21 protein-coding genes are annotated in these 23,072 nt (G+C 70.4%); 14 read left to right on the plus strand and 7 right to left on the minus strand.

Features of this window, described 5'->3' with window-relative positions:
- Positions 1–146: 146 nt before the first annotated feature.
- The 3 genes from ABZ707_RS11740 to ABZ707_RS11750 all read left to right on the plus strand — a co-directional run bounded on the left by ABZ707_RS11740 (position 147) and on the right by ABZ707_RS11750 (position 2,904).
- Positions 147–947, plus strand: a complete 801-nt coding sequence (locus ABZ707_RS11740; protein ID WP_360171683.1) for a glycerophosphodiester phosphodiesterase — start codon at positions 147–149, stop codon at positions 945–947.
- 74 nt (positions 948–1,021) lie between these two features.
- Complete coding sequence (locus ABZ707_RS11745) at positions 1,022–1,636, plus strand: ATP-binding protein (RefSeq protein WP_360171686.1); 615 nt, start codon at positions 1,022–1,024, stop codon at positions 1,634–1,636.
- Positions 1,637–1,938: 302 nt separating this feature from the next.
- A complete protein-coding gene (locus ABZ707_RS11750) occupies positions 1,939–2,904 on the plus strand; it encodes a DUF5926 family protein (RefSeq protein ID WP_360171689.1) in 966 nt (321 codons plus the stop codon).
- 246 nt (positions 2,905–3,150) lie between these two features.
- Here the strand turns inward: ABZ707_RS11750 and ABZ707_RS11755 are convergent, their stop codons facing one another.
- On the minus strand, positions 3,151–3,726 hold the full coding sequence (locus tag ABZ707_RS11755; RefSeq protein WP_360171692.1) for a hypothetical protein: 576 nt from the start codon (positions 3,724–3,726) through the stop codon (positions 3,151–3,153).
- Between the two features lie 197 nt (positions 3,727–3,923).
- Positions 3,924–4,604, minus strand: a complete 681-nt coding sequence (locus ABZ707_RS11760; RefSeq protein ID WP_360171695.1) for a bifunctional DNA primase/polymerase — start codon at positions 4,602–4,604, stop codon at positions 3,924–3,926.
- 497 nt (positions 4,605–5,101) lie between these two features.
- Between ABZ707_RS11760 and ABZ707_RS11765 the strand changes: the two genes are divergently transcribed.
- Positions 5,102–6,604 carry a PP2C family protein-serine/threonine phosphatase gene (locus ABZ707_RS11765; RefSeq protein ID WP_360171697.1) on the plus strand — a complete coding sequence of 501 codons (1,503 nt, stop codon included), beginning with the start codon at positions 5,102–5,104 and terminating at the stop codon, positions 6,602–6,604.
- Positions 6,605–6,693: 89 nt separating this feature from the next.
- Positions 6,694–8,175, plus strand: a complete 1,482-nt coding sequence (locus tag ABZ707_RS11770; RefSeq protein WP_360171700.1) for an aminopeptidase P family protein — start codon at positions 6,694–6,696, stop codon at positions 8,173–8,175.
- A gap of 55 nt (positions 8,176–8,230) precedes the next feature.
- Here the strand turns inward: ABZ707_RS11770 and ABZ707_RS11775 are convergent, their stop codons facing one another.
- Positions 8,231–8,686: an ATP-binding protein gene (locus ABZ707_RS11775; protein WP_360171703.1), complete on the minus strand. Its 456-nt coding sequence runs from the start codon at positions 8,684–8,686 to the stop codon at positions 8,231–8,233.
- A 198-nt stretch (positions 8,687–8,884) separates the two neighbouring features.
- On the opposite strand from ABZ707_RS11775, the gene ABZ707_RS11780 reads away from it, so the two are divergent.
- The 8 genes from ABZ707_RS11780 (at position 8,885) to ABZ707_RS11815 (ending at position 17,908) form a co-directional block, all read left to right on the plus strand.
- Positions 8,885–9,679, plus strand: a complete 795-nt coding sequence (locus ABZ707_RS11780) for a hypothetical protein (protein WP_360172568.1) — start codon at positions 8,885–8,887, stop codon at positions 9,677–9,679.
- A gap of 103 nt (positions 9,680–9,782) precedes the next feature.
- Positions 9,783–10,529, plus strand: coding sequence for a YcnI family protein (locus ABZ707_RS11785; protein ID WP_360171706.1), 747 nt, complete (start codon positions 9,783–9,785; stop codon positions 10,527–10,529).
- 86 nt (positions 10,530–10,615) lie between these two features.
- Positions 10,616–11,272, plus strand: a complete 657-nt coding sequence (locus ABZ707_RS11790; RefSeq protein ID WP_360171709.1) for an SCO family protein — start codon at positions 10,616–10,618, stop codon at positions 11,270–11,272.
- Positions 11,269–11,733, plus strand: a complete 465-nt coding sequence (locus ABZ707_RS11795) for a copper chaperone PCu(A)C (RefSeq protein ID WP_360171712.1) — start codon at positions 11,269–11,271, stop codon at positions 11,731–11,733. The genes ABZ707_RS11790 and ABZ707_RS11795 overlap by 4 nt, the downstream gene beginning before the upstream one ends.
- Before the next feature lie 14 nt (positions 11,734–11,747).
- Entirely contained in the window at positions 11,748–13,769 is a 2,022-nt protein-coding gene (locus ABZ707_RS11800) for a copper resistance protein CopC (RefSeq protein WP_360171715.1), read from the plus strand.
- Positions 13,766–15,121: an iron uptake transporter deferrochelatase/peroxidase subunit gene (gene efeB, locus ABZ707_RS11805; protein ID WP_360172571.1), complete on the plus strand. Its 1,356-nt coding sequence runs from the start codon at positions 13,766–13,768 to the stop codon at positions 15,119–15,121. The genes ABZ707_RS11800 and efeB overlap by 4 nt, the downstream gene beginning before the upstream one ends.
- A 682-nt stretch (positions 15,122–15,803) precedes the next feature.
- Positions 15,804–17,081, plus strand: coding sequence for a serine--tRNA ligase (serS, locus tag ABZ707_RS11810; protein WP_360171718.1), 1,278 nt, complete (start codon positions 15,804–15,806; stop codon positions 17,079–17,081).
- Positions 17,078–17,908: an HAD family hydrolase gene (locus tag ABZ707_RS11815; RefSeq protein WP_360171721.1), complete on the plus strand. Its 831-nt coding sequence runs from the start codon at positions 17,078–17,080 to the stop codon at positions 17,906–17,908. Before serS ends, ABZ707_RS11815 begins: the two co-directional genes overlap by 4 nt.
- Before the next feature lie 133 nt (positions 17,909–18,041).
- Here the strand turns inward: ABZ707_RS11815 and ABZ707_RS11820 are convergent, their stop codons facing one another.
- The 4 genes from ABZ707_RS11820 to ABZ707_RS11835 are packed head-to-tail and all read right to left on the minus strand — an operon-like array spanning position 18,042 to position 21,585.
- Positions 18,042–18,761: an ABC transporter permease subunit gene (locus ABZ707_RS11820; RefSeq protein ID WP_360171724.1), complete on the minus strand. Its 720-nt coding sequence runs from the start codon at positions 18,759–18,761 to the stop codon at positions 18,042–18,044.
- 25 nt (positions 18,762–18,786) lie between these two features.
- Complete coding sequence (locus tag ABZ707_RS11825; protein ID WP_360171727.1) at positions 18,787–19,698, minus strand: ABC transporter ATP-binding protein; 912 nt, start codon at positions 19,696–19,698, stop codon at positions 18,787–18,789.
- Positions 19,695–20,588, minus strand: coding sequence for an ABC transporter permease (locus tag ABZ707_RS11830; RefSeq protein WP_360171730.1), 894 nt, complete (start codon positions 20,586–20,588; stop codon positions 19,695–19,697). The genes ABZ707_RS11825 and ABZ707_RS11830 overlap by 4 nt, the downstream gene beginning before the upstream one ends.
- Entirely contained in the window at positions 20,578–21,585 is a 1,008-nt protein-coding gene (locus ABZ707_RS11835; protein WP_360172574.1) for an ABC transporter ATP-binding protein, read from the minus strand. Before ABZ707_RS11835 ends, ABZ707_RS11830 begins: the two co-directional genes overlap by 11 nt.
- A gap of 571 nt (positions 21,586–22,156) precedes the next feature.
- On the opposite strand from ABZ707_RS11835, the gene ABZ707_RS11840 reads away from it, so the two are divergent.
- Positions 22,157–23,044, plus strand: coding sequence for a DUF72 domain-containing protein (locus tag ABZ707_RS11840; RefSeq protein ID WP_360171733.1), 888 nt, complete (start codon positions 22,157–22,159; stop codon positions 23,042–23,044).
- Positions 23,045–23,072 lie beyond the last annotated feature (28 nt).

Raw genomic sequence — 23,072 nt, forward strand, 5'->3', positions numbered from 1 at the left:
CCACAGCACATCAGGCCACTGTAAGCAGGACCTGTGTGTCCTCCCGCCATCTTTTATTCCGGACAATACGAACGCACCCGGAACCGACCGGCCGGGGAACCCCGACCGTTCACCCGGCTACCCTCTCGCGATGGCACCATGACGCGGTGACTCAAGCACGACAACACAGCATCCAGGTCGTCGCCCACCGGGGAGCCTCGGAGGACGCACCCGAACACACCCTGGCCGCGTACACGAAAGCCATCGAGGACGGCGCCGACGCCCTTGAGTGCGATGTACGTCTCACCGCCGACGGCCATCTCGTCTGTGTGCACGACCGCCGTGTGAACCGCACCTCCAACGGGCGCGGTGCCGTCTCCGCCCTGGAGCTCGCCGACCTCGCGACGCTCGATTTCGGCTCCTGGAAGGATAGCGAGGAGAGCCCGGACTGGCGGGACCGTGAGTTCACCTCCGTACTGACGCTGGAACGTCTGCTCGAACTGGTGGCGGACGCGGGCCGCCCCGTCCAACTGGCCATCGAGACCAAACACCCCACCCGCTGGGCGGGCCAAGTGGAGGAGCGGCTGCTCCATCTGCTGGGACGGTTCGGCCTGGACGATCCGGCGCCGGGCGACTCGACCGTACGGATCATGAGTTTCTCGGCGCGCTCGCTGCACCGGATCGCGCTCGCCGCGCCACGTCTTCCGACGGTGTATCTGATGCAGTTCCTCTCGCCCCGGCTGCGCGACGGACGGCTGCCGGCCGGTGCCCGGATCGCGGGTCCCGGGATGCGGATCGTCCGGAACCACCCCGGTTACATCGCCCGACTGCACAGGGCGGGGCACCGTGTCCATGTCTGGACGGTGAATGAGCCGGAAGACGTCGATCTCTGTGTCCGCCTCGGAGTGGAGGCGATCATCACCAACCGCCCCAAACAGGTGCTGTCCCAGCTGGGCCGTCTCACCTGATATCTCCCGACTCCGCCGCACGGAGGGTGACGAGGAGTGCACCGGCGCGTTCAGTCCGTATTGGGTCGTCAGGAGTGCGTCAATGGCCCTCCCGTGGCCGGTTTCCGGTCCAGGCCAATGGGGCATCCACACCGTGGCGTGGGGCAAAGGAGGTCTCGGGGGTGGCGTTTGTGGTGGCACCAGAAGTGCCCACGTCGTCGTGCGTGGCTGTTCCCCATGGCCCAGCGGGCGTGGGCGAAGCGCGGCATCTGATGCGTGAGCAACTGAGGCGCAGCGGAGTGTCGGATTCGGTCGTCGATGATGCCGTACTGATCCTTTCCGAACTGCTGAGCAATGCCTGCCGGCATGGCAGGCCGCTGGGAGACGCGCAGGTCGGTGACGGCGACATCCGCGCCGCCTGGCGAGTCGACAAGGCGGGACGGCTGACGGTCGAGGTGACGGACGGCGGTGGTCCGACCCGGCCGGTCCCGTCCACCCCCTCGGTCACGGCGCGTGGCGGTCGCGGGCTGAACATCATCACCGCTCTCGCCCAGGACTGGGGTGTACGGGACAGCGCGTCCGGAGAGGTGACGGTGTGGGCGATCGTCTCCGAAGGGCATCGCCGCGACGATTTCGCTACGCGCGTCACTGGCCCCGGACTCGGGGTCGGCGGGCTGGCATTCGGGGACGGTTTCGACGGCATGGACTGAGCCGATCCGGAACGATCCGGCACACGCGTCGCGGCCGCGGCGGCACCGAGTCCCCTGCCTTCCCCGGCCGCCACGCTTCTGCGGTCTACGCGGCCTTCGGCGGTCTTTTGCGGCTTCGGCGGCCTGTCCGCGGACCCGGAACGCGGAACGCCGCCACCGGACTTGCGTACGAGGCATTCACCGGGCGTCCGTCCGCCCGGGGCGGCTCCGCCGGTTCGCGCGTCGCATCGCGCGCCCGGGGATGCCAGTACGGCTAGGCTCGCGCCGACACCGCACCGCCGCTACCGGGAGAAAGCCACACCATGGCCAAGAAGCGCCCCCAGACGAAGGCCACCAAGGCGCAGCTCAAGGACGGACCGGTTCCGGTGGTCGGGGCCCGCGAGCCCTGCCCGTGCGGATCGGGCCGCCGCTACAAGGCATGTCACGGCCGGGCGGCCGCGCACGCCGTGACCGAGCTGGTACAGCGCCCCTTCGAGGGGCTGGCCGGTGAGTGCGACTGGGTCGCGCTGCGCGAGCTGGTGCCCGCCGCGACGGTCGAGCTGACCCTCAGGGACGGGCTGCCCGAGGGCGTGCCGTCGGTGACGCTCGCGACCGTCCTGCCGATGGCCTGGCCGGCGCTGCGCCGCGACGACGGTTCCGTACTGCTCGCGCTCCAGAACGACACCTCGTCCGGTGATCTGAGCCGCGATCTCGCCGACACGCTCCAGCGTGCGCTGTCCGCCGAGCCCGGAAACCCGGTGGCCGCCCAGCGTGTGCCCGCCAACGGTCCGCGCCTGCAGGATCTGCTCGACCCCGGGGCCGCCTTCACACCGGTGGTGCACTCCGGATTCGAGTTCTGGGTACCGGACGCGGAGAACGCCTCCGCCGAGGTCAGCGCCTCACTGGAGCGGGCCAACGCCGCGGCGATCCCGACCGCGCTGCTGTCGGGCACGGATGCCGCGTACTGGTGCGAGACACCGGAGAAAAATCATCTGCGCTGGGTCATGCCGCACCCCGAGGAGAAGCTGCTGGACGCGCTCGCCCGGCTGCACGCCGCGGGCACGTCGAGCCTCGGCGAGGGGACCCGCCTGGTCGGCTCCTTCCGGGCGCACGGGCTGACGGTGCCGGTGTGGGACCTGCCGAGCACGATGGGCGCGGAGGAGTGCGAGAAGCCGGCGACGGAGTTCGCCGAGCGGCTGGCGGCGGCGCTGGCCGTCGACGCGCCGCTGACCGCAGACGAGCGCCGGGCCCGCGGCGGTCTCACCAACCGCCAAGTGACCCTCAGCTGAGGGGGATGACAGGGGCGGACGTGGCGGCGTGTGAGTGTGTGACAGTCACCGCCGCGGTCGCCCTCGGCGGTGAGAATCGGTGATGCCTGTCACACCCGCCCGTACCAGCAGGTAATTCACTGTCCGAATACACCGGATCGAATTTGCTAACCGCCGATCTCTTGTTACCGTTCTAGAAGCCCGGTCGCTGGTGCATCCCCCGTCGCCAGCGACCGGGCGTCTGCGTTTCCGGATCATCCCGGAACGTCAAAGGGCCGTGGACGGTGCGGAGTTGCTCCCCGACCGCAGCAGCAGAGGTCCGATCTCTTGGCCGTCCGGGCCGTCCGGGCTGTTTAAAGGGCCCGCGAACTCCACCATCGCCGTGTAGTGCGCCGCCGTCCCCCGGGACGGTTCGCGTGGCGTCTCACAGATGCCGGGCTCGTCCCCCGCCGCGACCGCGCAGTGCGCCTGTACGGTCCGTCCGCCCGGCCCCATCAGGCTGAGTACGGCCCGGGGTTCACCGCCTGTCGCGTTGCGGTAGTAGGTGCGCGCCCAGGTGTCGCGGCCCTCGGTCAGGACGCAGGTCTGGGCCGTGAGGCCGTCGGGAGAGACGACTTCCGGCCCACATCGTGCCACCAGGCGCACCGCGGAGTCCTCCGTGTACGCGGGCCGTTCGGGCGCGGAGACGGGCACGCGTCCCACCGTGGCGTCCACCAGCGGCGCCGCCGTACCGCCCGCGGGGGGCGTGGACCGGGGACCGCCGACGGGTCCGGCGGAGGCGGCCAGGGGCAGCAGCGCGGCGGTCACCACCAACGCCACGAGCCCGATCACACGGAGGTTCATGGTGGGGCCCACCTGTCACTGCGGGGAGTTCGCTGCCGGTCCCGCGAACATATCGGCCGAAAGAGCCGCTCCCGGACACCGCGCGCTCAATTCCCGGACAACTCGGCGCGGCTCACACCCGGACGAGTGACGGGCCGTACGGGACAGGACGCGAAGCGCCCCGGTCCGGACGGGCCGGCCCGGGGCGCGAACCACCGTCAGTAGGCGAGACGGCTCCCGCCGTCCGGAGCGCTGGTGCTCGCCTTGACCAGGGCGTCCACGACCGCCTCCACGTCCGGCAGCCAGGGCGCCGCCGAGCCGGGCAGAGGTGCCCGCTCCCAGCGGACCTGTCCGCCGGCCGCCTCGGACGGCGGCAGCACGAGATAGCCGCCGTCGCCGTGGAAGCGCAGCGAACTGGGCACCCAGTCCTTCGCGTACAACAGCTCACCGAGCTGTTCGAGGCTGTAGGGAGCCACCAGCAGCGCCCACCGGGTGGGCGTCGCGACGACCGGTCCGAGCCGCATGCCCAGGCGGTCGAGCTCCGCCAGCGCACGCGCGCCGGCCACGGCCGGCAGACTCACCGCGCACGGCGCGCTGCCGCCGGTGGCCATGACGACCGGGGCCGTGGGGCGGTTCTTCCACCACCAGCGCACCATGCGCTCGTCGGTGGTCGCCGCGAGCAGTCCGGGCTCGAAGGGGTGCGCGCCTGGTACGGCGCATTCGGGGTCGGGGCAGGCACAGCCGTGCCCGCGCGTCCCGCGTCCGGCCGACGTGAGACCGGCGCCCGGCAGTACGGGCCATCTCCACGCGGTGGCGCAGGTGAGGGCCGCGTCGAGCTGGGCGGGCCTCCCCTTGCGCCAGAACCGGAGCCTGCGTCGCCTTCCGAGGATCTCGCGCATAAGCGCTCGTTCCTTTCCGTTGAACGCCGAGGTCCACATGACACTGACACCATGTGTGTGCATCACTTCACCGTGCGTACATTCGACGCGTGGCCGCCCCTTGCCTGAGGCACGGACAGACTCTCCGGCCTGCGGCTCGTCACGCCGTCCCTGGGCCGAGCACGGACTGTCCGCATGGAACGTGTGGCGGGGGGTGGCGTGCGCATGGCGCTTGCTGTCCCGCTGTGCTTTTCTCGCCACTCCGGGGGATGGGGCGCGGCCTGCAACGGCTAAGACGCCTGGGCCTGCCGCCAGGTTCCGGGGCGGTCTCGACCGCCCCTGTCCGTCACCGTCTACGTACCCACCACGTCCGGAATGACGCTCCACCCGGGCCGTACATGATCCCAGCTCGGAAGATCCCCTGTTGAGCGCCATCAGTCGATCGCAAAACCCAGCCAGGGGGGTCATTTTCCAGCCAAGTAAACAGTCTCACAGACACCGGGGACCCCGCCAGGACAATGCTGGACATCGCGTCAGTTGTACCTGTACATGTGGATACATTGATAGCCGCGCAGAATGACATAGGGGTTTGCGATGCTATTGAGCGATACGCACCAGCCGGGAAGCCGGCTGCCATGAGCGCCCCGAACATCCCGAAAGTGGCTGGAATCGATTCCACAGTTCCCGCTCCCGCGCACACTGCCGCACCCCCCGACGATCTCCCGGCCGCGCCGGGCGCGCTCATCCAGGACCGGCTGGCCGGCTGGGTCTCCGATCTGACCACCCTGCACGAACTGACCGAACGCCTGGCCAGGACCCGCTCCCTGGACGACGCGCTCAATGAACTGCTCGACGCCGGAGCCGCTCTGGTCGGGGCCCGCCGCGGCCTGGTCGTTCTCGAACCGGCCGACGGTCTGGGCCCGGCCAGGACGCTCGGTCTGGGGCTCGCGCACGCCGATCTCGGCCATCTGGAGACCGTGCCGCGCCGCGCCACCTCGTACGGGCGTCTCCTCGACCACTCGGGCGGCCGGGCCGAACCGGTGGCCGCTCCCGACCTGCTCGCCGACGCCGGACTGGACCCGCTCCAGCGCGAGGTCGCGGCCCGGCTCGGCTACGGCGCCAGCTACGCCGTCCCGCTCGCCGCCGACACCGCGGGAGACCGACCCGGCGCCGAACACCTCGGTGCCGCCGTGTGGCTGTACGACGAACCGGCCGAACCGGTGGCACGTCAGCGCCATCTCGTCGGCCTCTACACCCAGTACGCCGGCGAACACCTCGCCCGGCTGCTGGAACTGGAGCGGGCCAGGACCCGCGCGGCCGCCATCGCCGAGGAACTGCTGCCCAGCCGGCTGCCCCGGATCCCCGGCATACAGCTCACCGCGCGCCACCGCACCGGCCCGCGCGGCGGCGGCGACTGGTACGACGCGCTGCCTCTTCCCGACGGCGCCCTGGGACTGACCGTCGGCTCGGTCAGCGGCTCGGGCCCCGGCGCGGTGGGCGCCATAGGACGGCTGCGCGCCTCGCTGCGGGCGTACGCCGTGATGGAGGGCGAGGATCCCGTCGCCGTGCTCTCCGACCTGGAACTGCTGCTGCGGCTGACCGAGCCCGCGCGCACCGCGACCGCCCTCTTCGCGTACGCCGAACCGGCCAGGCGCAAGATCCTGCTGGCCGGAGCCGGGCACGCGCCGCCACTGGTCGTCGGAGAACGGCGGACCGAGTTCATCGAGACGTCCCTGTCCGCGCCGCTCGGGATGCTCGCCTGCTGGGAGGCGCCGAGCGTGGAGATGTGGGCCGCGCCCGGCGAAACGGTGCTGTTCTACACGGACGGTCTGCCGCGGCGTACCGGCGACCCCATGGACCGGGCGTTCGCCCGGCTGCACGTGGCGGCGGCGAGCGTTCCCACGGCGTTCCGGGATGATCCGGGAGCGGTCGCCGACCATGTGCTGCGGACCGTACTGCCCGACCCGGCGGGCCCCGCGGCCGCCGAGGACTTCGTCCTGCTCGCCGCCCGCTTCGACTGATCCGCGCCGGTTCCTCACACAGTCTCCGGGCCGTCTTCCCCTCGCACATACGATGGAAAGCCGGTCCAGAGTCGTATCAAGGAGAAAAAGTGGCTGAGGAGCTCGTCCCGGAGACCCCGGAAACAGAGGAAAAGCCGATCAAACAGCGGAAGAACGGCCTGTACCCGGGCGTGACCGACGAGCTCGCGGAGAACATGAGGTCCGGCTGGGCCGACACCGAACTGCAGGACCTGGAGCCGATCGCGCAGGCCGCCCACACCGCCGCACGCCGCGCCGCGCTCTCCGCGCGTTTCCCGGGCGAGCGCCTGGTCATCCCGGCGGGCAACCTCAAGACCCGCTCCAACGACACCGAATACACCTTCCGCGCCTCCACCGAGTACACCTATCTCACCGGCGACCAGACACAGGACGGCGTGCTCGTCCTGGAGCCCAGGCCCGCCCCGGAGTCCACCGGCACCGGCGGCCACGACGCCACGATCTATCTGCTGCCGCGCTCCAACCGCGAGAACGGCGAGTTCTGGCTCGACGGCCAGGGCGAGCTGTGGGTCGGCCGCCGGCACTCCCTCGGCGAGGCAGGGCAGTTGCTCGGCATCCCCGCCAAGGACGTACGCGGACTGGCCGCCGCCCTCGGGGACGCCACGGGTCCGGTCCGCACCGTCCGAGGACACGACGCCGCCGTCGAAGCCGCGCTGACCGACAAGGTCACCGCCGAGCGCGACGAAGAACTGCGCGTGTACCTCTCCGAAGCGCGCGTCGTGAAGGACGCGTTCGAGATCGGCGAACTGCAGAAGGCCGTCGACTCCACCGTGCGTGGCTTCGAAGACGTCGTGAAGATCCTCGACAAGGCCGAAGCCACCAGCGAGCGCTACATCGAGGGCACCTTCTTCCTGCGCGCCCGCGTCGAGGGCAACGACATCGGCTACGGCTCGATCTGCGCCGCGGGACCGCACGCCACCACCCTGCACTGGGTCCGCAACGACGGCGACGTACGCCGCGGCGACCTGCTGCTCCTCGACGCCGGAGTGGAGACCTACACCCTCTACACCGCCGACGTCACCCGCACCCTGCCGATCGACGGCCGCTACAGCGAGATCCAGCGGAAGATCTACGACGCGGTCTACGAGGCCCAGGAGGCCGGCATCGCCGCGGTGCGCCCCGGCGCGAAGTACCGCGACTTCCACGACGCCTCGCAGCACGTCCTCGCCGAGAAGCTCGTCGCCTGGGGCCTGCTGGAGGGACCGGTCGAGAAGGCCCTGGAGCTGGGCCTCCAGCGCCGCTGGACCCTGCACGGCACCGGTCACATGCTCGGCCTGGACGTGCACGACTGCGCGGCCGCCCGCAGGGAGGCGTACGCGGACGGGACGCTGGAGCCTGGCATGTGCCTCACCGTCGAGCCCGGCCTCTACTTCCAGGCGGACGATCTGACCGTGCCCGAGGAGTACCGCGGCATCGGGGTCCGGATCGAGGACGACATCCTCGTCACGGAGGACGGCAACCGGAACCTGTCGGCCGGGCTGCCTCGCCGCTCCGACGAGGTCGAGGCGTGGATGGCTGCCCTCAGGCAGGTCTGACCCAACCGGTCCCCGCCCCGCGCGGGATGCCCGCGGAGGGCGCGCCGCTCCGGGCTCATACGGCCCTGAGCAGGGCGCCCTCCCGCCATTTCAGGATCTTGTCGAAGCTGACCACGGCGCCGTACCCGGGCCGGTTACGGAAATGCACATGATCGGCGAGTTGCTCGATCAGCCGCAGCCCCCTGCCGTTCTCGGACGTGGGCGCGGGAGCGGGCAGCGCCCGCCGCACGATCCGCCGGGCGGGAAAGCCCGGTCCTGAATCGGCCACCTCGATACGGCACTTCTCGCCGTCCAGATACGCGGTCACCCGATAGGCGCCGGTCTTCTCGCCGGGCTGTTGCCGCCCGCCGTGCTCGACGGCGTTCGCGCAGGCCTCCGTGAGCGCCACCGACAGGTCGAACGAGATGTCCGGATCGACCCCCGCCGTCTCCATGGTGCCGAGAAGCAGGCGCCGGGCGAGCGGAACGCTCGCGGCCTCGCGCCGCAAATGGAGAGACCACCAGATGCTCATGCTCCAGCCTCCTCCTGGCTCGACATACCGATACGTATTGCCCTGGATGGCGGGTGGTAAGCGCCCGATGGACGTGATAGCCCACATTCGGCGATGGCGCACAGGGCGCACAACGGCGTACGGGACAGAGCATGATCTTCCGGACCTGCCTCACCGCGGCCCCACCGGCAGTGCGATGATGACCCGGCCATGTCTGAGATGCGTGCCGGTGCCGCTCCGCGGCTGCTGAGGGCCGCGGTGTTCACCGCGGTCTGCGTCGTGCTGTCCGCGACCGGGCACGTACTGGCGGCCTGCGCGCCCCTCCCCTGGTGGTCTCTGCTCCTCGGCTTCCTCGGGGTGTTCGCCTTCGCGGCTCCGCTCGCCGGACGCCCGCGCTCGACGGCGTTCACGGTCGGCGCGCTGACGGGCGGCCAGCTCGCCCTGCACAGCGTGTTCGGCATCGGCCAGCAGCACCTCGCGATGCCGGTGGGCGCCAATGACGCCCTGATCAGAATGGCCGCGAAACTGGTCTGCGGAGCGGGGCCCACCTCGCTCAGCCATGTCGACGCACAGCGGATCGTCGCCGACGCGGGACTGGGCCCCGCGGGTACGGCGGCCGGCGCCCATCACCACATGGGCCCCGGCATGGCCGCCGGCACCGGCCCCATGTCCACCGCCGACGGACTGCTGCCCTCCCTTCCCATGGTGCTCGGGCACCTGCTGGCCGCCCTCGCGACCGGCTGGCTGCTCCGCCGCGGCGACCTGGCGCTTCTGCGACTCGCCGAGCTCTCCGCGCACGGTTTCGGCGAAGTGACGGAGAGCACCCAGCTCCGCGCGCTGCGGGCCGCCCTCGCTCTCGTACGCGCCCTGCGCTCCGGGCTGCCCGGCGTACCCGCCCCCCGGGCGCGCGCCCCGCGCCCCTCCTGCGGCGCTCCTCCCGTACCGAACGGGGAGGCACTCCAGCACACCGTGATCAGGCGCGGCCCGCCGGCCGTCCTCGCTCTCGCAGCCTGACGCGACGCGACCCGCACGCATGCGGCCGCTTCGCGACGCCGCCGCGCATCCGCGCAGCGCGGCCACCCCTGCCTGATCACCTTTCCCACCTGTGGAGTGCTCTGTGTTCTCAGCCAAGAACGTGACTCGTGTCTCCGTCGCCGGCGGTGTCGCCGCGGCCGCCCTTCTGCTGCTCGCGGGCCCCGCCTCCGCGCATGTCAGCGTGCAGCCGGTGGGCGAGGCCGCCAAGGGCGGCTACGCCACGATCAACTTCAAAGTGCCCAACGAGCGCGACGACGCCTCCACCGTCAAGGTCGAGGTGAATTTCCCGGCCGACCACCCGCTCGCCTCCGTGATGGCCGAGCCCATCGCCGGCTGGAAGATCGACATCACCAAGAGCAAGCTCGCCGAGCCGCTGAAGCTGCACGGCAACACCATCACCGAGGCCGTCTCCAAGGTCACCTGGACCGCGGCCGGCAGCAAGATCGCACCGGGTCAGTTCCAGCAGTTCCCGCTCTCCGTCGGCCAGCTCCCCGAGGACGCCGACCAGTTGGTGTTCAAGGCCCTCCAGACGTACGACAACAAGGAGGTCGTCCGCTGGATCGAGGAGCCGAAGGAAGGCGCGGCCGAGCCCGAGAGCCCGGCGCCCGTCCTGAAGCTGGCGGCTGCCGGCGGGGACGAGCACGGCGCCGCGGCCGGCACCGACACCGCCGCCAAGAGCGACGGCGCGGCGCACGACACGGCGAAGACCGAGACGGCGTCCGCCGACAGCAGCGACACCACCGCCCGGGTCCTCGGCATCGCCGGCATCGTCGTCGGAGCCGGTGGCGTGGCCTTCGGCGTCCTGGCCGGCCGGCGCCGCACCGCCTGACGCACCACGCACCCGCGGCACGCGAGGCCGGGCCACCCCCGGCCCGCGCGCCCGGTGCCCCTCACTCCACAACAGGAAATACGCTCATGCGCAAGAAGACCGTGCCCGCTGCCGCCGCCCTCGCGGTGGCCGCGGCACTCGCCCTCACCGCCTGCGGCAGCGGCGACGACCCCGCGAAGCCGATCGCCGATGTCTCGGCCCAGGCGAAGACCCAGGCCGCGACCGTGCTCGACCAGCCCTTCACAAAGCCCGACCTCGTCCTCAAGGACACCCGGGGGAAGACCTACGACTTCCGCGAGCAGACCAAGGGAAAGCCGACCCTGATCTACTTCGGCTACACGAACTGCCCGGACGTCTGCCCGCTGACGATGAGCAATATCGCCATCGCCAGGAAGTCCCTGCCCAAGGCCGACCAGGACAAGCTCCAGGTCGTCTTCGTCACCACCGACCCGGAACGCGACACCTCCGCCGAACTCGCCAAGTGGCTGCCCAGCGCCGGCGATCCCTCCTTCGTCGGACTCACCGGCGACTTCGCCGCCATCCAGGCCGGCGCCCGCCAACTCGGCATCGGCATCGACCCGGCCACCAAGGAGAAGGACGGCACCGTCGTCTCCATGCACGGCGCCCAGGTCATCGCCTTCTCACCGAAGACCGACGAGGGCTATGTCCTGTACGGCGAGGACGCCTCCTCGGACGACTACGCCAAGGACCTGCCGAAGATCATCAGGGGGGAGAACCCGTGACCCGCCGTACCGCCTTCGCCGTCGGCATCGGCCTCACGGCCGCGCTGACACTGGCCGGCTGCTCCACGGACTCCTCCGCCTCGGCCGGCAGCGCACCCGAACTGAAGGTCAGCGACGGCTATATGCCCCAGCCTGTCAGCGATCTCGCGGCCGGCTTCCTCATCATCACCAACAGCGGCGGCACCACCGACAAACTCACCTCCGTCACCAGCGACCTCTCCGAGCACATCACGATCCACAAGACCGAGAACCAGAGAATGCAGGAGGTGAAGTCCTTCACCATCCCGGCCGGCGGCACGCTCGATCTCGAACGCGGCGGCAACCACATCATGTTCGAGAAACTCAAGCAGCGTCCCACGCAGGGTCAGAAGGTCACCGTCCAACTGCACTTCGAGAAGGCCGACCCCATCGAGGTCGAGCTTCCCGTGAAGGAGACCACCTACAACCCGGCACAGCACTAGGGGACTGAGACGCCATGACAGCCACCGCCCCGCGCTTCGGAGCCGCACCCCTGGTACAGCTGCTGCTCATCACCACGGTGCTTCTCGGCACCGTCTTCACCGTGTCCTCCGGCACGGCGTCGGCGCACGCCGCGCTGACCGGGAGCACCCCCGAGGACGGGGCGGTGGTCGCCGCCGCCCCCAAGGACATCACCCTCACCTTCTCCGAACAGGTCGCCATGGGCGACGACTCGATCCGCGTCATCGACCCCGCCAACAAACGCGCGGACGCCGGAAAGATCCGGGACCTGAGCGCCGGGGGCACCGTCCGCTACGGCGTCGCCCTGCACGCCGGACTGCCCGACGGCACCTACACCGTCGCCTGGCAGGCCGTCTCCGCGGACAGCCATCCCGTCTCCGGCGCCTTCACCTTCTCCATCGGCGCACCCTCGAAGACCGCCGCCACGCTGCCCACCGAAGAGGCCGGCGGCGGACTGGTCGGCGTCCTCTACGACATCGCGCGCTACATCTCCTACGCCGGCTTCATCCTGCTCGTCGGCGGCGCCGCCTTCATCCTCGGTTGCTGGCAGCGGGGCTCGTCCGTACGGCCCCTGCAACGACTCGTCGTCCAGGGCTGGATCGCCCTCACCGCCGCCACACTCGCCCTGCTGCTCCTGCGCACCCCCTACACCGGCTCCGGGAAACTGGGCGACGCCTTCGACCTCGGCGGACTTCAGGACGTCCTCGCCACCAAGACCGGAGCCGCACTCGTCTCCCGGCTGCTGCTCCTCGGCGCCGCCGCGCTCTTCGTCGCCGTCCTGTTCGGCGCGTACGCCAAGCGCCAGACCCCGCTGGACGAACGGGAGAGCACAGAGAAGAAGGACCTCACCTTCGGACTGGTGGTGGGCGGGACGGTCGTCGCGGCCGGAATCGCCGGGACCTGGGCGCTCGCCGAACACGCCTCGACCGGGATCCAGACCGGTCTCGCCATGCCGGTGGACGTCCTGCACCTGCTGGCGGTCGCGACCTGGCTCGGCGGGCTCACAGCGCTGCTCGTCACCCTCTACCGGGCGCCCTCCATCGAGAGCGAAGCGGTACGGCGCTTCTCCCGCATCGCGTTCGTCAGCGTCGTGATACTCGCCGTGACAGGGATCTACCAGTCCTGGCGGCAGGTCGGATCCTGGTCGGCGCTCGGGGGGACGTCATACGGACAGCTCCTGCTGGTCAAGGTCGGACTTGTCGCCGTGCTGGTCGGGATCGCGTGGTTCTCCCGGCGGTGGACGGGACGGCTGGGACAGCGGGTCGGGACGGGGGCAATGGCCGAGCCGGGAACAGAGGCGAAGGCCGGAACAGACACGGACACCGGAACAGGGACGGACAACGGGCTGGCGGAGACCGAGGCCGACGCCGCGACGGAGCCGGCGACCGGGAGGGAGACCGGAACCGGCACCGCCGCCGCGACGACCGCGGTCGGTGACAGTGAAAGAATTGCCCAACTCGCCCGCCAGCGGGCCGCCATGGCGACCGCACGCCAAAAGCGCGAACGGGACGCCGACCCGGAGCGGACCGGACTGCGCCGCTCCGTACTGGCCGAGACCGGCGTCGCCGTGGTGCTCCTCGCCGTCACCACGGTGCTGACCTCCACCGAACCGGGCCGCACCGCCGAACAGGAAGCCGCCAGGACCGGCGGCACCGCCGTCGCCCCGGCGACCGAGGGCCCCGTCAGCCTCAGCCTGCCCTTCGACACCGGCGGCCGGAACGGCAAGGGCACCGTACGGCTCACCCTCGACCCCGGCCGCTCCGGCGCCAATCTGATGCACATCTATGTCGACGACCCCCGTGGCCAGCCGCTGGACGTGCCCGAGGTCAAGGCCGCCTTCACCCTCAAGGCCCAGAAGATCGGCCCCCTCCCGGTCGTCCCCGAGCGCTTCGCTCCCGGACACTGGAGCGCGGAGAACATACAGATCCCGATGCCGGGCGACTGGCAGCTCCAGGTGACCGTACGGACCTCCGACATCGACCAGACGACCGTCGACAAGAACGTGAAGATCGGCTGACCTCCGTGAGCGAGACCCGGCAGGACCACGACGACCGGAACCTCCGGAAAGTCCAGAACACCCAGAACGCCCAGGCCGCGCGGGACGTCCCAGGGGACGCGAGCGACCACGCTCCCCGTCCCGCACTCTCCCGGCGGCGGCTGCTCGGCACCGTGAGCGCCGCCGGCGCCACCGGACTGGCGCTCGGCGCGGCCGCCGGTGCCACCGGATACGCCGCCCGCCGGCCCGACCCCCCGACGGCGCTGACCACCCTCGGCACCGGCTCCGTCCCCTTCGAAGGCGCCCACCAGCCCGGAATCACCACCCCGATGCACGCCCGCGGCCATCTCATCGCCTTCGACCTGGCCCCCGGCGCGGGCCGGAAGGAAGCCGCCGCACTGCTGCGCCGCTGGTCCGCCTCGGCGCGGGCGATCATGGCCGGCGAACCGGCCGGAGGCGGCGACACCGGTGTCGCCCTCGACGCGGGCCCGTCCTCCCTCACCGTCACCTTCGGCTTCGGCCGCAGCTTCTTCGACCGCACGGACCTGACCGACCGGCGGCCCGCCGCCCTGGACCCGCTGCCCGCCTTCTCCTCCGACCACCTCGACGCCCGGCGCAGCGACGGCGATCTCTGGATCCAGATCGGCTCCGACGACGCGCTCGTCGCCTTCCACGCCCTGCGCGCACTGCAGAAGGACGCGGGTACGGCGGCCCGGGTGCGCTGGCAGATGAACGGCTTCAACCGCTCACCGGGCGCGACCCCGCACCCGATGACCGCCCGCAATCTGATGGGCCAGGTCGACGGCACCGGCAACCCGAAGCCCTCCGAGCCGGACTTCGACCGCCGGATCTTCGTCCCGGCGAAACCGGCGGCCGGCACCCCGGCCTGGATGGCGGGCGGCTCCTACGCCGTCGTCCGGCGGATCCGCATGCTGCTCGACGACTGGGAGAAGCTCCCGCTCGCCAAGCAGGAGCAGGTCATCGGCCGGCACAAGTCCGACGGCTCCCCGCTCACCGGCGGCAAGGAGACCAGCGAGCTGGATCTCGACCGGACGGGCCCGGACGGCAGGCTCGTCGTGCCGGCCAACGCGCACGCCCGGATCTCCGCCCCCGAGGCCAACGGCGGGGCCGCGATGCTGCGCCGTCCCTTCTCCTTCCACGACGGGATCGGGCCGGACGGAACCCCCGACGCGGGGCTGCTCTTCATCTGCTGGCAGGCTGATCCGCTCAAGGGGTTCGTGCCGGTGCAGCGCAAGCTCGACCGGGGAGACGCGCTGTCGGCGTTCATCCGCCACGAGGCGAGCGGGCTCTTCGCGGTGCCCGGCGGCGCGGGTCCCGGGGAGTATGTGGGCCAGCGGCTCCTGGAGTCCTGACCGCACGCGTAGGGGCGCCGCCGCAAGAACCCGGCGCGGACACCGGTCATTACCGCTTCGCGGTGGACGCGGAGGGTCATGGCTCGGAGCGGCGGGCCGGCGAGGCGGCACGCAGCCGGGACGGCCGCGCCCGACGACCTGTGGATGGAGCACCAAGTTATCCACAGGCACGCTTCTCGACCTGGGGACAAGTCGACAAGAACGGTCCGGGCGGTCGACATATCACTCCGCCCCTCCCGCCTCCCGCTGCTGGACGCCGAGGTCCCGTCGCCCCCTCGATTTCCGTGATCAACTCGTTGGAGCGAGCAATTCCCACCCGAATGAGTGTCTGAAGGGGGTTTGGGTGCCGAATTCTCCGGCCCCCGAGCGGCGATCGGAACGATCACTTCCGTAATCCACAGACTCTCCACACAGCCTGTGGATAACTAAGGCAGGGCGGGGCCTCGCTGTGGACAAGATGAGGAGGAACTCCGCCTCAAGTCCCCTCCATCACAAGGAAAGTGAGTCAAGGGAGGGCACCGGGAGACCTCTTTCCGGGGAATTGGATCCCGCTTATTGACGAACACAGCACGACCGATCGCGGATTTTCCGACACCTCACCCAATTGAGGCAATTCAGACAAAGGGATACGTCAAGGGATATCGAGTGGGTCGGTGTCGGCGCGCACCGGTAGCCTGGAGAGGTGATTGACCTTCGCCTGCTCCGTGAGGACCCCGACCGTGTTCGCGCCTCCCAGCGCGCCCGTGGAGAGGACGTCGCCCTTGTCGACGCCCTGCTCTCCGCCGATGAGCGACGCAGGTCGTCCGGGCTCCGGTTCGACGAGCTCCGCTCCGAGCAGAAGTCCCTCGGCAAGCTGATCCCCAGGGCCTCCGCCGAAGAGCGGTCCGAGCTTCTCAAAAAGGCGGAGCAGCTCAAGGCCGACGTCAAGGCCGCCGACGCCGAGCAGCACGAGGCCGACGAAGAGGCCAGGCGACTCCTCCTCCAACTGGGCAACATCGTCCATCAGGACGTCCCGGTGGGCGGTGAGGAGGACTTCGTCGTCCTGGAGACGCACGGCACCGCCCGCGACTTCGCGGCGGAGGGCTTCGAGCCCAAGGACCACCTGGAGCTGGGCGAGGCGCTGGGCGCCATCGACGTCGAGCGCGGCGCGAAGGTCTCCGGTTCGCGCTTCTACTACCTGACGGGCGTCGGCGCGCTGCTGGAGCTCGCCCTGGTGAACGCGGCGATCGCGCAGGCCACCGAGGCGGGGTTCATCCCGATGCTCACGCCGGCGCTGGTCCGCCCGCGCGCCATGGAGGGCACGGGCTTCCTCGGCCAGGCCGCGGAGAACGTGTACCACCTGGAGAAGGACGACTACTACCTGGTCGGTACGTCGGAGGTGCCGCTCGCCGCGTACCACATGGACGAGATCATCGACGCCGACAAGCTGCCCCTGCGGTACGCGGGCTTCTCCCCGTGCTTCCGCCGTGAGGCCGGGACGTACGGCAAGGACACCCGGGGCATCTTCCGGGTCCACCAGTTCGACAAGGTCGAGATGTTCTCGTACGTTGACCCCGACGAGGCCCAGTCCGAGCACCAGCGGCTGCTGGACTGGGAGAAGCAGTGGCTGACGGCCCTCGGACTGCCCTTCCAGGTGATCGATGTGGCCACGGGTGATCTGGGCGCCTCGGCCTCGCGCAAGTTCGACTGCGAGGCATGGATTCCGACGCAGGGCAAGTACCGCGAGCTGACGTCCGCGTCCAACTGCGACGGTTTCCAGGCCCGGCGGCTCTCCGTCCGGATGCGGGACGGCAAGCAGATCAAGCCCCTGGCGACGCTGAACGGCACGCTCTGCGCCGTCCCGCGCACGATTGTGGCGCTCCTGGAGAACCATCAGCAGGCCGACGGTTCTGTGTGGGTGCCCGAGGTGCTCCGTCCGTACCTGGGCGGCCGTGAGGTACTGGAGCCGGTCGCCACGTGAGCGTCTCCCCTGCCCCGGGGAGCGCTGGAGCGTTCCCGTACAAGCTCGTGGCGACCGATCTCGACGGCACGCTGCTGCGTCACGACGGCACGGTCTCCGGTCGTACACGTGAGGCGCTCGCCGCGGTCACGGCGGCGGGCGCGGCGCACATCATCGTCACCGGACGGGCCGTGCCCTGGACCCGGCATGTCCTGGACGATCTGGGCTACGACGGTCTGGCCGTGTGCGGCCAGGGCGCGCAGGTCTATCACGCGGGTGAGCACAAGCTGCTGACGTCGGTGACGCTGGACCGGCAGCTCGCCAGGCTCGCGCTCGCCAAGGTCGAGGCGGAGATCGGTCCGTTGGCCCTGGCCGCGAGCCGGGACGGCCTCGACGGCCAGGTACTGGTCGGCCCCGGATACCGGGTGCTGGAGGGCCCGCTTCCGGTTCTCCTCGTCGACGACGAGGCGGAGATGTGGGCGGCACCGCTCAACAAGGTGTACATCCAGCATCCGGAGCTGGACGACGACGCGCTGGCGCGAGCGGTGCGGGCGACGGCCGGCGGCCTGGTGGATGTGGTGATGGCCGGGGCGGGCGTCGTGGAGATCCTGCCGCTGGGCCTGAGCAAGGCCACCGGGCTTTCGCTCGCCGCCCGCCGTCTGGGCGTCACGGCCGCCGACACGATCGCGTTCGGCGACATGCCGAATGACATCCCCATGTTCCGCTGGGCACGGCACGGCGTGGCCATGGCGAACGCACACGAGGAACTCAGATGCGTGGCGGACGAGGTCACGGCGTCCAACGAGGACGACGGCATCGCGGTGGTGCTGGAGAAGCTGCTGGGCTGAGGGCCGTCCCGACGCCGGGCCGGGGCTGGACGTCACTCGGTATCCGCGGCCGCGCGGTGTCCTTTCATACGGAGCACGGTTCGCCCGACAACCCCCGCCCACCGAGCGGGGGTTGTCTTCGCCGACAGCTCGCTCACTCCTCGCCCGCGAGGGTCAGCGTCCGCAGTTTCTGGCCCGCGTACCAGGTCGCGACGGTGGTGACCGCCACCAGCAGGGCGACCGCGACCGGCAGCCCCACGTCCGAGGTGATCGTGCCGGCGTCGCTGATCTTCTGGGCGAGCGCCAGCGACCACTGCTGGACGCTGAGGGTCCGCGCGCCCGCCACCAGGCTGCCGAAGAGCGCCTCCCAGACCAGCGCGTAGACCAGTCCTATGACCACCGCGTGACGGCTGACCGTACCGAGCAGCAGGAAGAGCGCGCTGTAGGCGATCGAGGCGACGAGGGCCGCGACGGTGTAGGCGATCGCGATCTGCTGGCCGTTGCCATTGAGGATGTATCCGGCGACAAAGGTGGGGATCGCGGAGAAGGCCATGGTCACGGCGACCGCCACGATCAGCTTGGTGAAGATGATCGTCGGCCGCTTCAGCGGCTTGGACAGCAGATAGATGATCGAGCCGTCGTCGATCTCCGGCCCGATGGCGCCGGTCCCCGCGATCACCCCGATCAGCGGCACCATGGTCGCCATGGCGAAGCCGCCCAGGACGTCGGAGGCGACTTGGTCGTCCGCGCCGTTGAAGGCGCGGACGGCCGCCGCGATGAGGATCAGCAGAGCGGGCAGCACGAAGAGGATCGCGGCCCGGCGCCTGCCGAGCAGGGCCCGGTAGGTGAGCCGGGCGACTGTGGGGTTGTACATGACGTCACAGCTCCTTTCAGGCCGCTCAGGCCGCTACGAGATAGGAGAAGACCGACTCGAGGGACTCGTCCGAGGGCGAGACCGTGAGCAGCCGGATGGAGTGCTCACGGGCGACCCGCGGCAGCAGTTCGGTGAAGCGCCCGAAGTCGACCGCCTGGATACGCAGCGCGCCCTCGGCGAGGTCCACCTCGATACCCGCCGTCGACGGGTCGGCGATCAGCGCGGCGGCGAGCGCCCGATCGTCGCTGGACCGTACGAGATAGCGGTGCGGCCGGTCGGTCATCAGCCGGCGGATCCGGCGGAAATCTCCGGAGGCGGCATGGCGACCGGCCACGATCACCTCGATGTGCGAGGCGAGTTGCTCGACCTCCTCCAAGATATGGGAGGAGAAGAGGACGGTGCGGCCCGTGGCGCCCATACGCCGCAGCAGATCCATGAGCTGCATGCGCTGGCGTGGGTCCATACCGTTGAAGGGCTCGTCGAGCAGCAGCACCGACGGGTCGTGGACCAGCGCGGACGCCATCTTCACCCGCTGGCGCATGCCCTTGCTGTAGGTCGCGATCTTGCGGTCCTGCGCGTACTCCATCTCCACCGTGGCGAGCGCCGCGCGGGCCGCCTTGGCGCCCAGCCCGTGCAGTTCGGCGTTGGCGACGACGAAGTCGAGACCGGTGAGGAAGTCGTACATCGCTTCCCGCTCCGGCACGATGCCGATCTGCCGGTACACCGACTCGTTGCGCCAGATCTGCCGGCCGTCGAGGGTGACGGTGCCGGTGGACGGGGCGAGGAAGCCTCCCATCATATTGATGAGAGTGGACTTGCCCGCGCCGTTGGGGCCGAGCAGCCCGGTGACTCCGGGGCCGATCGTCATCGTGACGTCGTTGACGGCCACCACGTTGCCGAACCAGCGCGAGGTGTGGTCGATATTGATGGTGGTCACAGCCCCACCTTCCGGTAACGGCGCATGAGGACGGCGTACGAGCCGAAGACGAGCGCGAGGACAGCGAGCAGATAGACCACGCCCACACCGGCCGAGGGGCCTGCCTCCCCGGGGAAGGCGGAGGTGGCACCCAGGAACGCGGTCTGTACGCCGTCGATGAGGGTGATCGGCGAGAAGAGGCCGAGCCACTTGACGGCGCCGGCCGACCCCGACTCCCAGGCGATCGCCTGGACGGTGGAGACCGCGCCGTACGAGATGGTCAGGGTGGCGATCACGGCGGCGACTCCGAAGCCGCGGCGCGGTGTGAGCGCGGCCATCACCAGGCCGAGTCCGCCGAAGAGGATGGAGAGCAGCGCCACCGACACCAGTCCCTGCCCGAATCCCGCGGTCTGGTCGGCGAAGTCCATCTTGGCCAGCAGCGAGCCGGCATAGAGGACGACGAGCGGCACCGCGGTCAGCACGAAGAGCGCCGAGGCCATCGCGCCGTACTTCGCGAGGACGTAGTCGACGCGTTCGATGGGGCGCGAGAAGTAGAGCGGCACGCTCTTGAAGCGCAGATCGCGGGAGACGGACTGGGGAGCCTGGGCGGCGAGATACAGGCCGATGACGGCCTGCGTGACGATGGCGTAGCGCGTGTAGTCCAGCGGCAGGTCCTTGAGCTTGGTCGCGATGGCGACCGCGACGATGATGGCCGCGGGCACGCACATCACGGCGAAGAGGATCATCGGCAGGACCTTGGACTTGGCCGAGCGGCCGAGTCCGTAGGCGCCGCGCAGGGACTGCGAGTAGAGGGAACGGCGGGCGTAGGCGCGGCCGAGCCTCGGTCCTTCATACGCGCGGTATCCGATGTTGTGGATCCGGGTGTTCTCGGTTCCGGTCTCAGTGCTCATCTCGGCCGCCTCCCGTCCGCGGGGTGTCCTGGGTGTCGGTGGCCGCCGTGTCCGCGGTCCCGGCCGCTCGCGGCCGGAAGACCTCGGCGATGTGATGACGCCGCTGTTCCATGCGCACGAGACCCAGGCCGAGTCCGGCGACGGTGTCGCGGACGGTGTCGTACGTCTCCTCGCCCGTGGCCTCGACGAGCAGGATGTGGCCCGCTCCCGGCAGCCCCTCCTCCATGCCGTCGTGGAGGGTGATTCCGGCCGAGGTGAGGGATTCGCGCAGGGCGCGTGTGCCGTCCGGATGAGCGTCGGTGTCGGTGACCTCGACGGCGAGGGTGGTGGTGATCCGGGTGAAGTCGCTGGTGGAACTGGAGCGCAGCAGCTTTCCGCCGTCGATGACGACGACATGGTCGCAGGTGCGCTCCAGTTCGCCGAGGAGGTGCGAGGTGACCAGGACGGAGATGCCGAAGTCGGTGTGGACGCGGCGGATCAGCCCGAGCATCTCGTCGCGGCCGACCGGGTCGAGACCGTTGGTCGGCTCGTCGAGCAGGACCAACTGGGGGTCGTGGACCAGCGCCTGGGCGAGTTTGACGCGCTGTTTCATGCCGGTCGAGTAGCCGCCGATGGGGCGGTACCGCTCCTCGTAGAGGCCGACGTGGCGCAGCGTGTCCGCGGTGCGCTCGCGGGCCGCGGTCGGCGGGAGTCCCGACATGCGCGCCATGTGGACAACGAACTCGGTGGCCGAGACGTCCGGCGGCAGGCAGTCGTGCTCGGGCATGTATCCGACGCGTTCGCGGATGGCGCCGCCGCTGGTGGCGACGTCGAGGCCGAGCACCGAGGCCCGGCCTTCCGTGGCGGGGGACAGACCGAGCAGGATCTTGATCATGGTTGACTTGCCGGCTCCGTTGGCGCCCACCAGACCGGTCACACCGGGTCCGATGTCCAGGGAGAGCCGGTCAAGCGCGGTCACCCGGGGGAACCGTTTGCTGAGGCTTTCGGTCGCGATCACAGTCACGGTTCGACGGTAGTGGCGCGGGCCACATCGAACGTCAGACCAGGCGGCTGGATCGGTGTCCCCCTCCAGATGTACGGACCCGTAGGGGGCCGGGGGTCCCGTAGCGGCCCGCACCCAAGTTATCCACAGGTAACGCCCTCTGCTTGACGTGGCCCGCCGGGCGCGGTCGGATTCATCTGTGTCACCTGACGAACACGTACCGCACACGCGGGGACTTCGGGGGAGGAACCCGGACGCCTCTGCCTCGACGAACTCGTGCCCCGGCAGCCGGGAAGGCCGGGCGCTTGAGCCGGATCAGTCCCGGCGCAGCTTGAGTTGTCCACAGAATCGCCGAAACTCTCTGTGGATAAGTCAAGTTGACTGTGGATCAAACCTGTGGGCGACGATTACTTCAAAAAAGTGGCGGCAAACCGAGGAAACCTTTCCGGCGCCCCGGCGATACCGGGTACAGCTCGGAGCGTGTGTCCGCCCCCGTACCGCGAAAGGCCCCCGCGGCGCCGCCCGCCCAGGCGTTGCCGTCGTCGCGCCCAGGCGTTGGCGTCGTCGCGCCGGGCAGACGGGCGGCATGGGAGAGATCCGGGTGGGCACGTGCTCGTGGACGGACAAGGCGCTGCTGTCCAGCGGCTGGTATCCGGCGGGCCACCGCGACGCGGAGGGCAGGCTGCGGCACTACGCCTCGCAGTTCCCGGTGGTAGAGGTGGATGCCACCTACTACGGCCTGCCCAGCGCCCGCAACAGCCTCCTGTGGGCCGAACGCACCCCCGAGAGCTTCCGCTTCAACGTCAAGGCGTTCTCCCTGCTGACCGGGCATCCGACCAGGACGAGCGCGCTGCCGGCCGAACTGCGCCCGGCCCTCGCCCGGCAGCCGGGCCGGACCGGCACCGACCCCGGTCTGCTCGACGAGGTGTGGGACCGCTTCAGCGGAGCCCTCGAACCACTGCGCCAAGCCGGCCGCCTGGGGACCCTGCTGTTCCAGTTCCCGCAGCGGCTCGTGCCGGGGAAGCCGGCGGTGGCGTTCCTGCGCCGGTGCCGTGAGCGTGCCGAGGGGTGGCCGGTGGCCGTGGAGTTCCGTCATCCCGGCTGGTGGCGTGACGAGCACATCGCCGCGACAACCGCGCTGCTGACGGAGTTGGACGCGGCTGCCGTGGCCGTCGACATGGTGCAGACCCTTCCCTCCTCCATACCTCCGGTCGCACCGGTCACCACCCCCGGGCTCGCGGTCGTGCGCTTTCACGGTCGCAACAGCGCCTGGGGCACGGGCACCAAGGAAGAGAGGTTCCGGCACTCCTACACGCCCGGGGAACTGGCCGAGTGGGCGCCGCGCATCCGCACGATGGCCGGGCAGGCCCGAGAGGTCCATGTCCTGTTCAACAACTGCTGCGCCGACGCGGCCGTCCGCGCCGCGCAGTCGATGCGTCATCTGCTCGGTCTCCCCGCGCCGGCCACGGGCTGAGCCGCACGGGGCCGTACCGTCGTTCCGC

The sequence above is a fragment of the Streptomyces sp. NPDC006923 genome (assembly GCF_040635655.1).
In the GTDB taxonomy this organism is placed as follows: domain Bacteria; phylum Actinomycetota; class Actinomycetes; order Streptomycetales; family Streptomycetaceae; genus Streptomyces.

Coding starts and splice junctions, on each gene's coding strand:
- ABZ707_RS11780 (WP_360172568.1), top strand. CDS start 8,885: ATGCGTGCCGGTGCCGCTCCGCGGCTGCTGAGGGCCGCGGTGTTCACC.
- ABZ707_RS11750 (WP_360171689.1), top strand. CDS start 1,939: ATGGCCAAGAAGCGCCCCCAGACGAAGGCCACCAAGGCGCAGCTCAAG.
- ABZ707_RS11775 (WP_360171703.1), bottom strand. CDS start 8,686: ATGAGCATCTGGTGGTCTCTCCATTTGCGGCGCGAGGCCGCGAGCGTT.
- ABZ707_RS11830 (WP_360171730.1), bottom strand. CDS start 20,588: ATGAGCACTGAGACCGGAACCGAGAACACCCGGATCCACAACATCGGA.
- ABZ707_RS11765 (WP_360171697.1), top strand. CDS start 5,102: ATGCTGGACATCGCGTCAGTTGTACCTGTACATGTGGATACATTGATA.
- ABZ707_RS11820 (WP_360171724.1), bottom strand. CDS start 18,761: ATGTACAACCCCACAGTCGCCCGGCTCACCTACCGGGCCCTGCTCGGC.
- ABZ707_RS11760 (WP_360171695.1), bottom strand. CDS start 4,604: ATGCGCGAGATCCTCGGAAGGCGACGCAGGCTCCGGTTCTGGCGCAAG.
- ABZ707_RS11755 (WP_360171692.1), bottom strand. CDS start 3,726: ATGAACCTCCGTGTGATCGGGCTCGTGGCGTTGGTGGTGACCGCCGCG.
- ABZ707_RS11800 (WP_360171715.1), top strand. CDS start 11,748: ATGACAGCCACCGCCCCGCGCTTCGGAGCCGCACCCCTGGTACAGCTG.
- ABZ707_RS11840 (WP_360171733.1), top strand. CDS start 22,157: ATGGGAGAGATCCGGGTGGGCACGTGCTCGTGGACGGACAAGGCGCTG.
- ABZ707_RS11790 (WP_360171709.1), top strand. CDS start 10,616: ATGCGCAAGAAGACCGTGCCCGCTGCCGCCGCCCTCGCGGTGGCCGCG.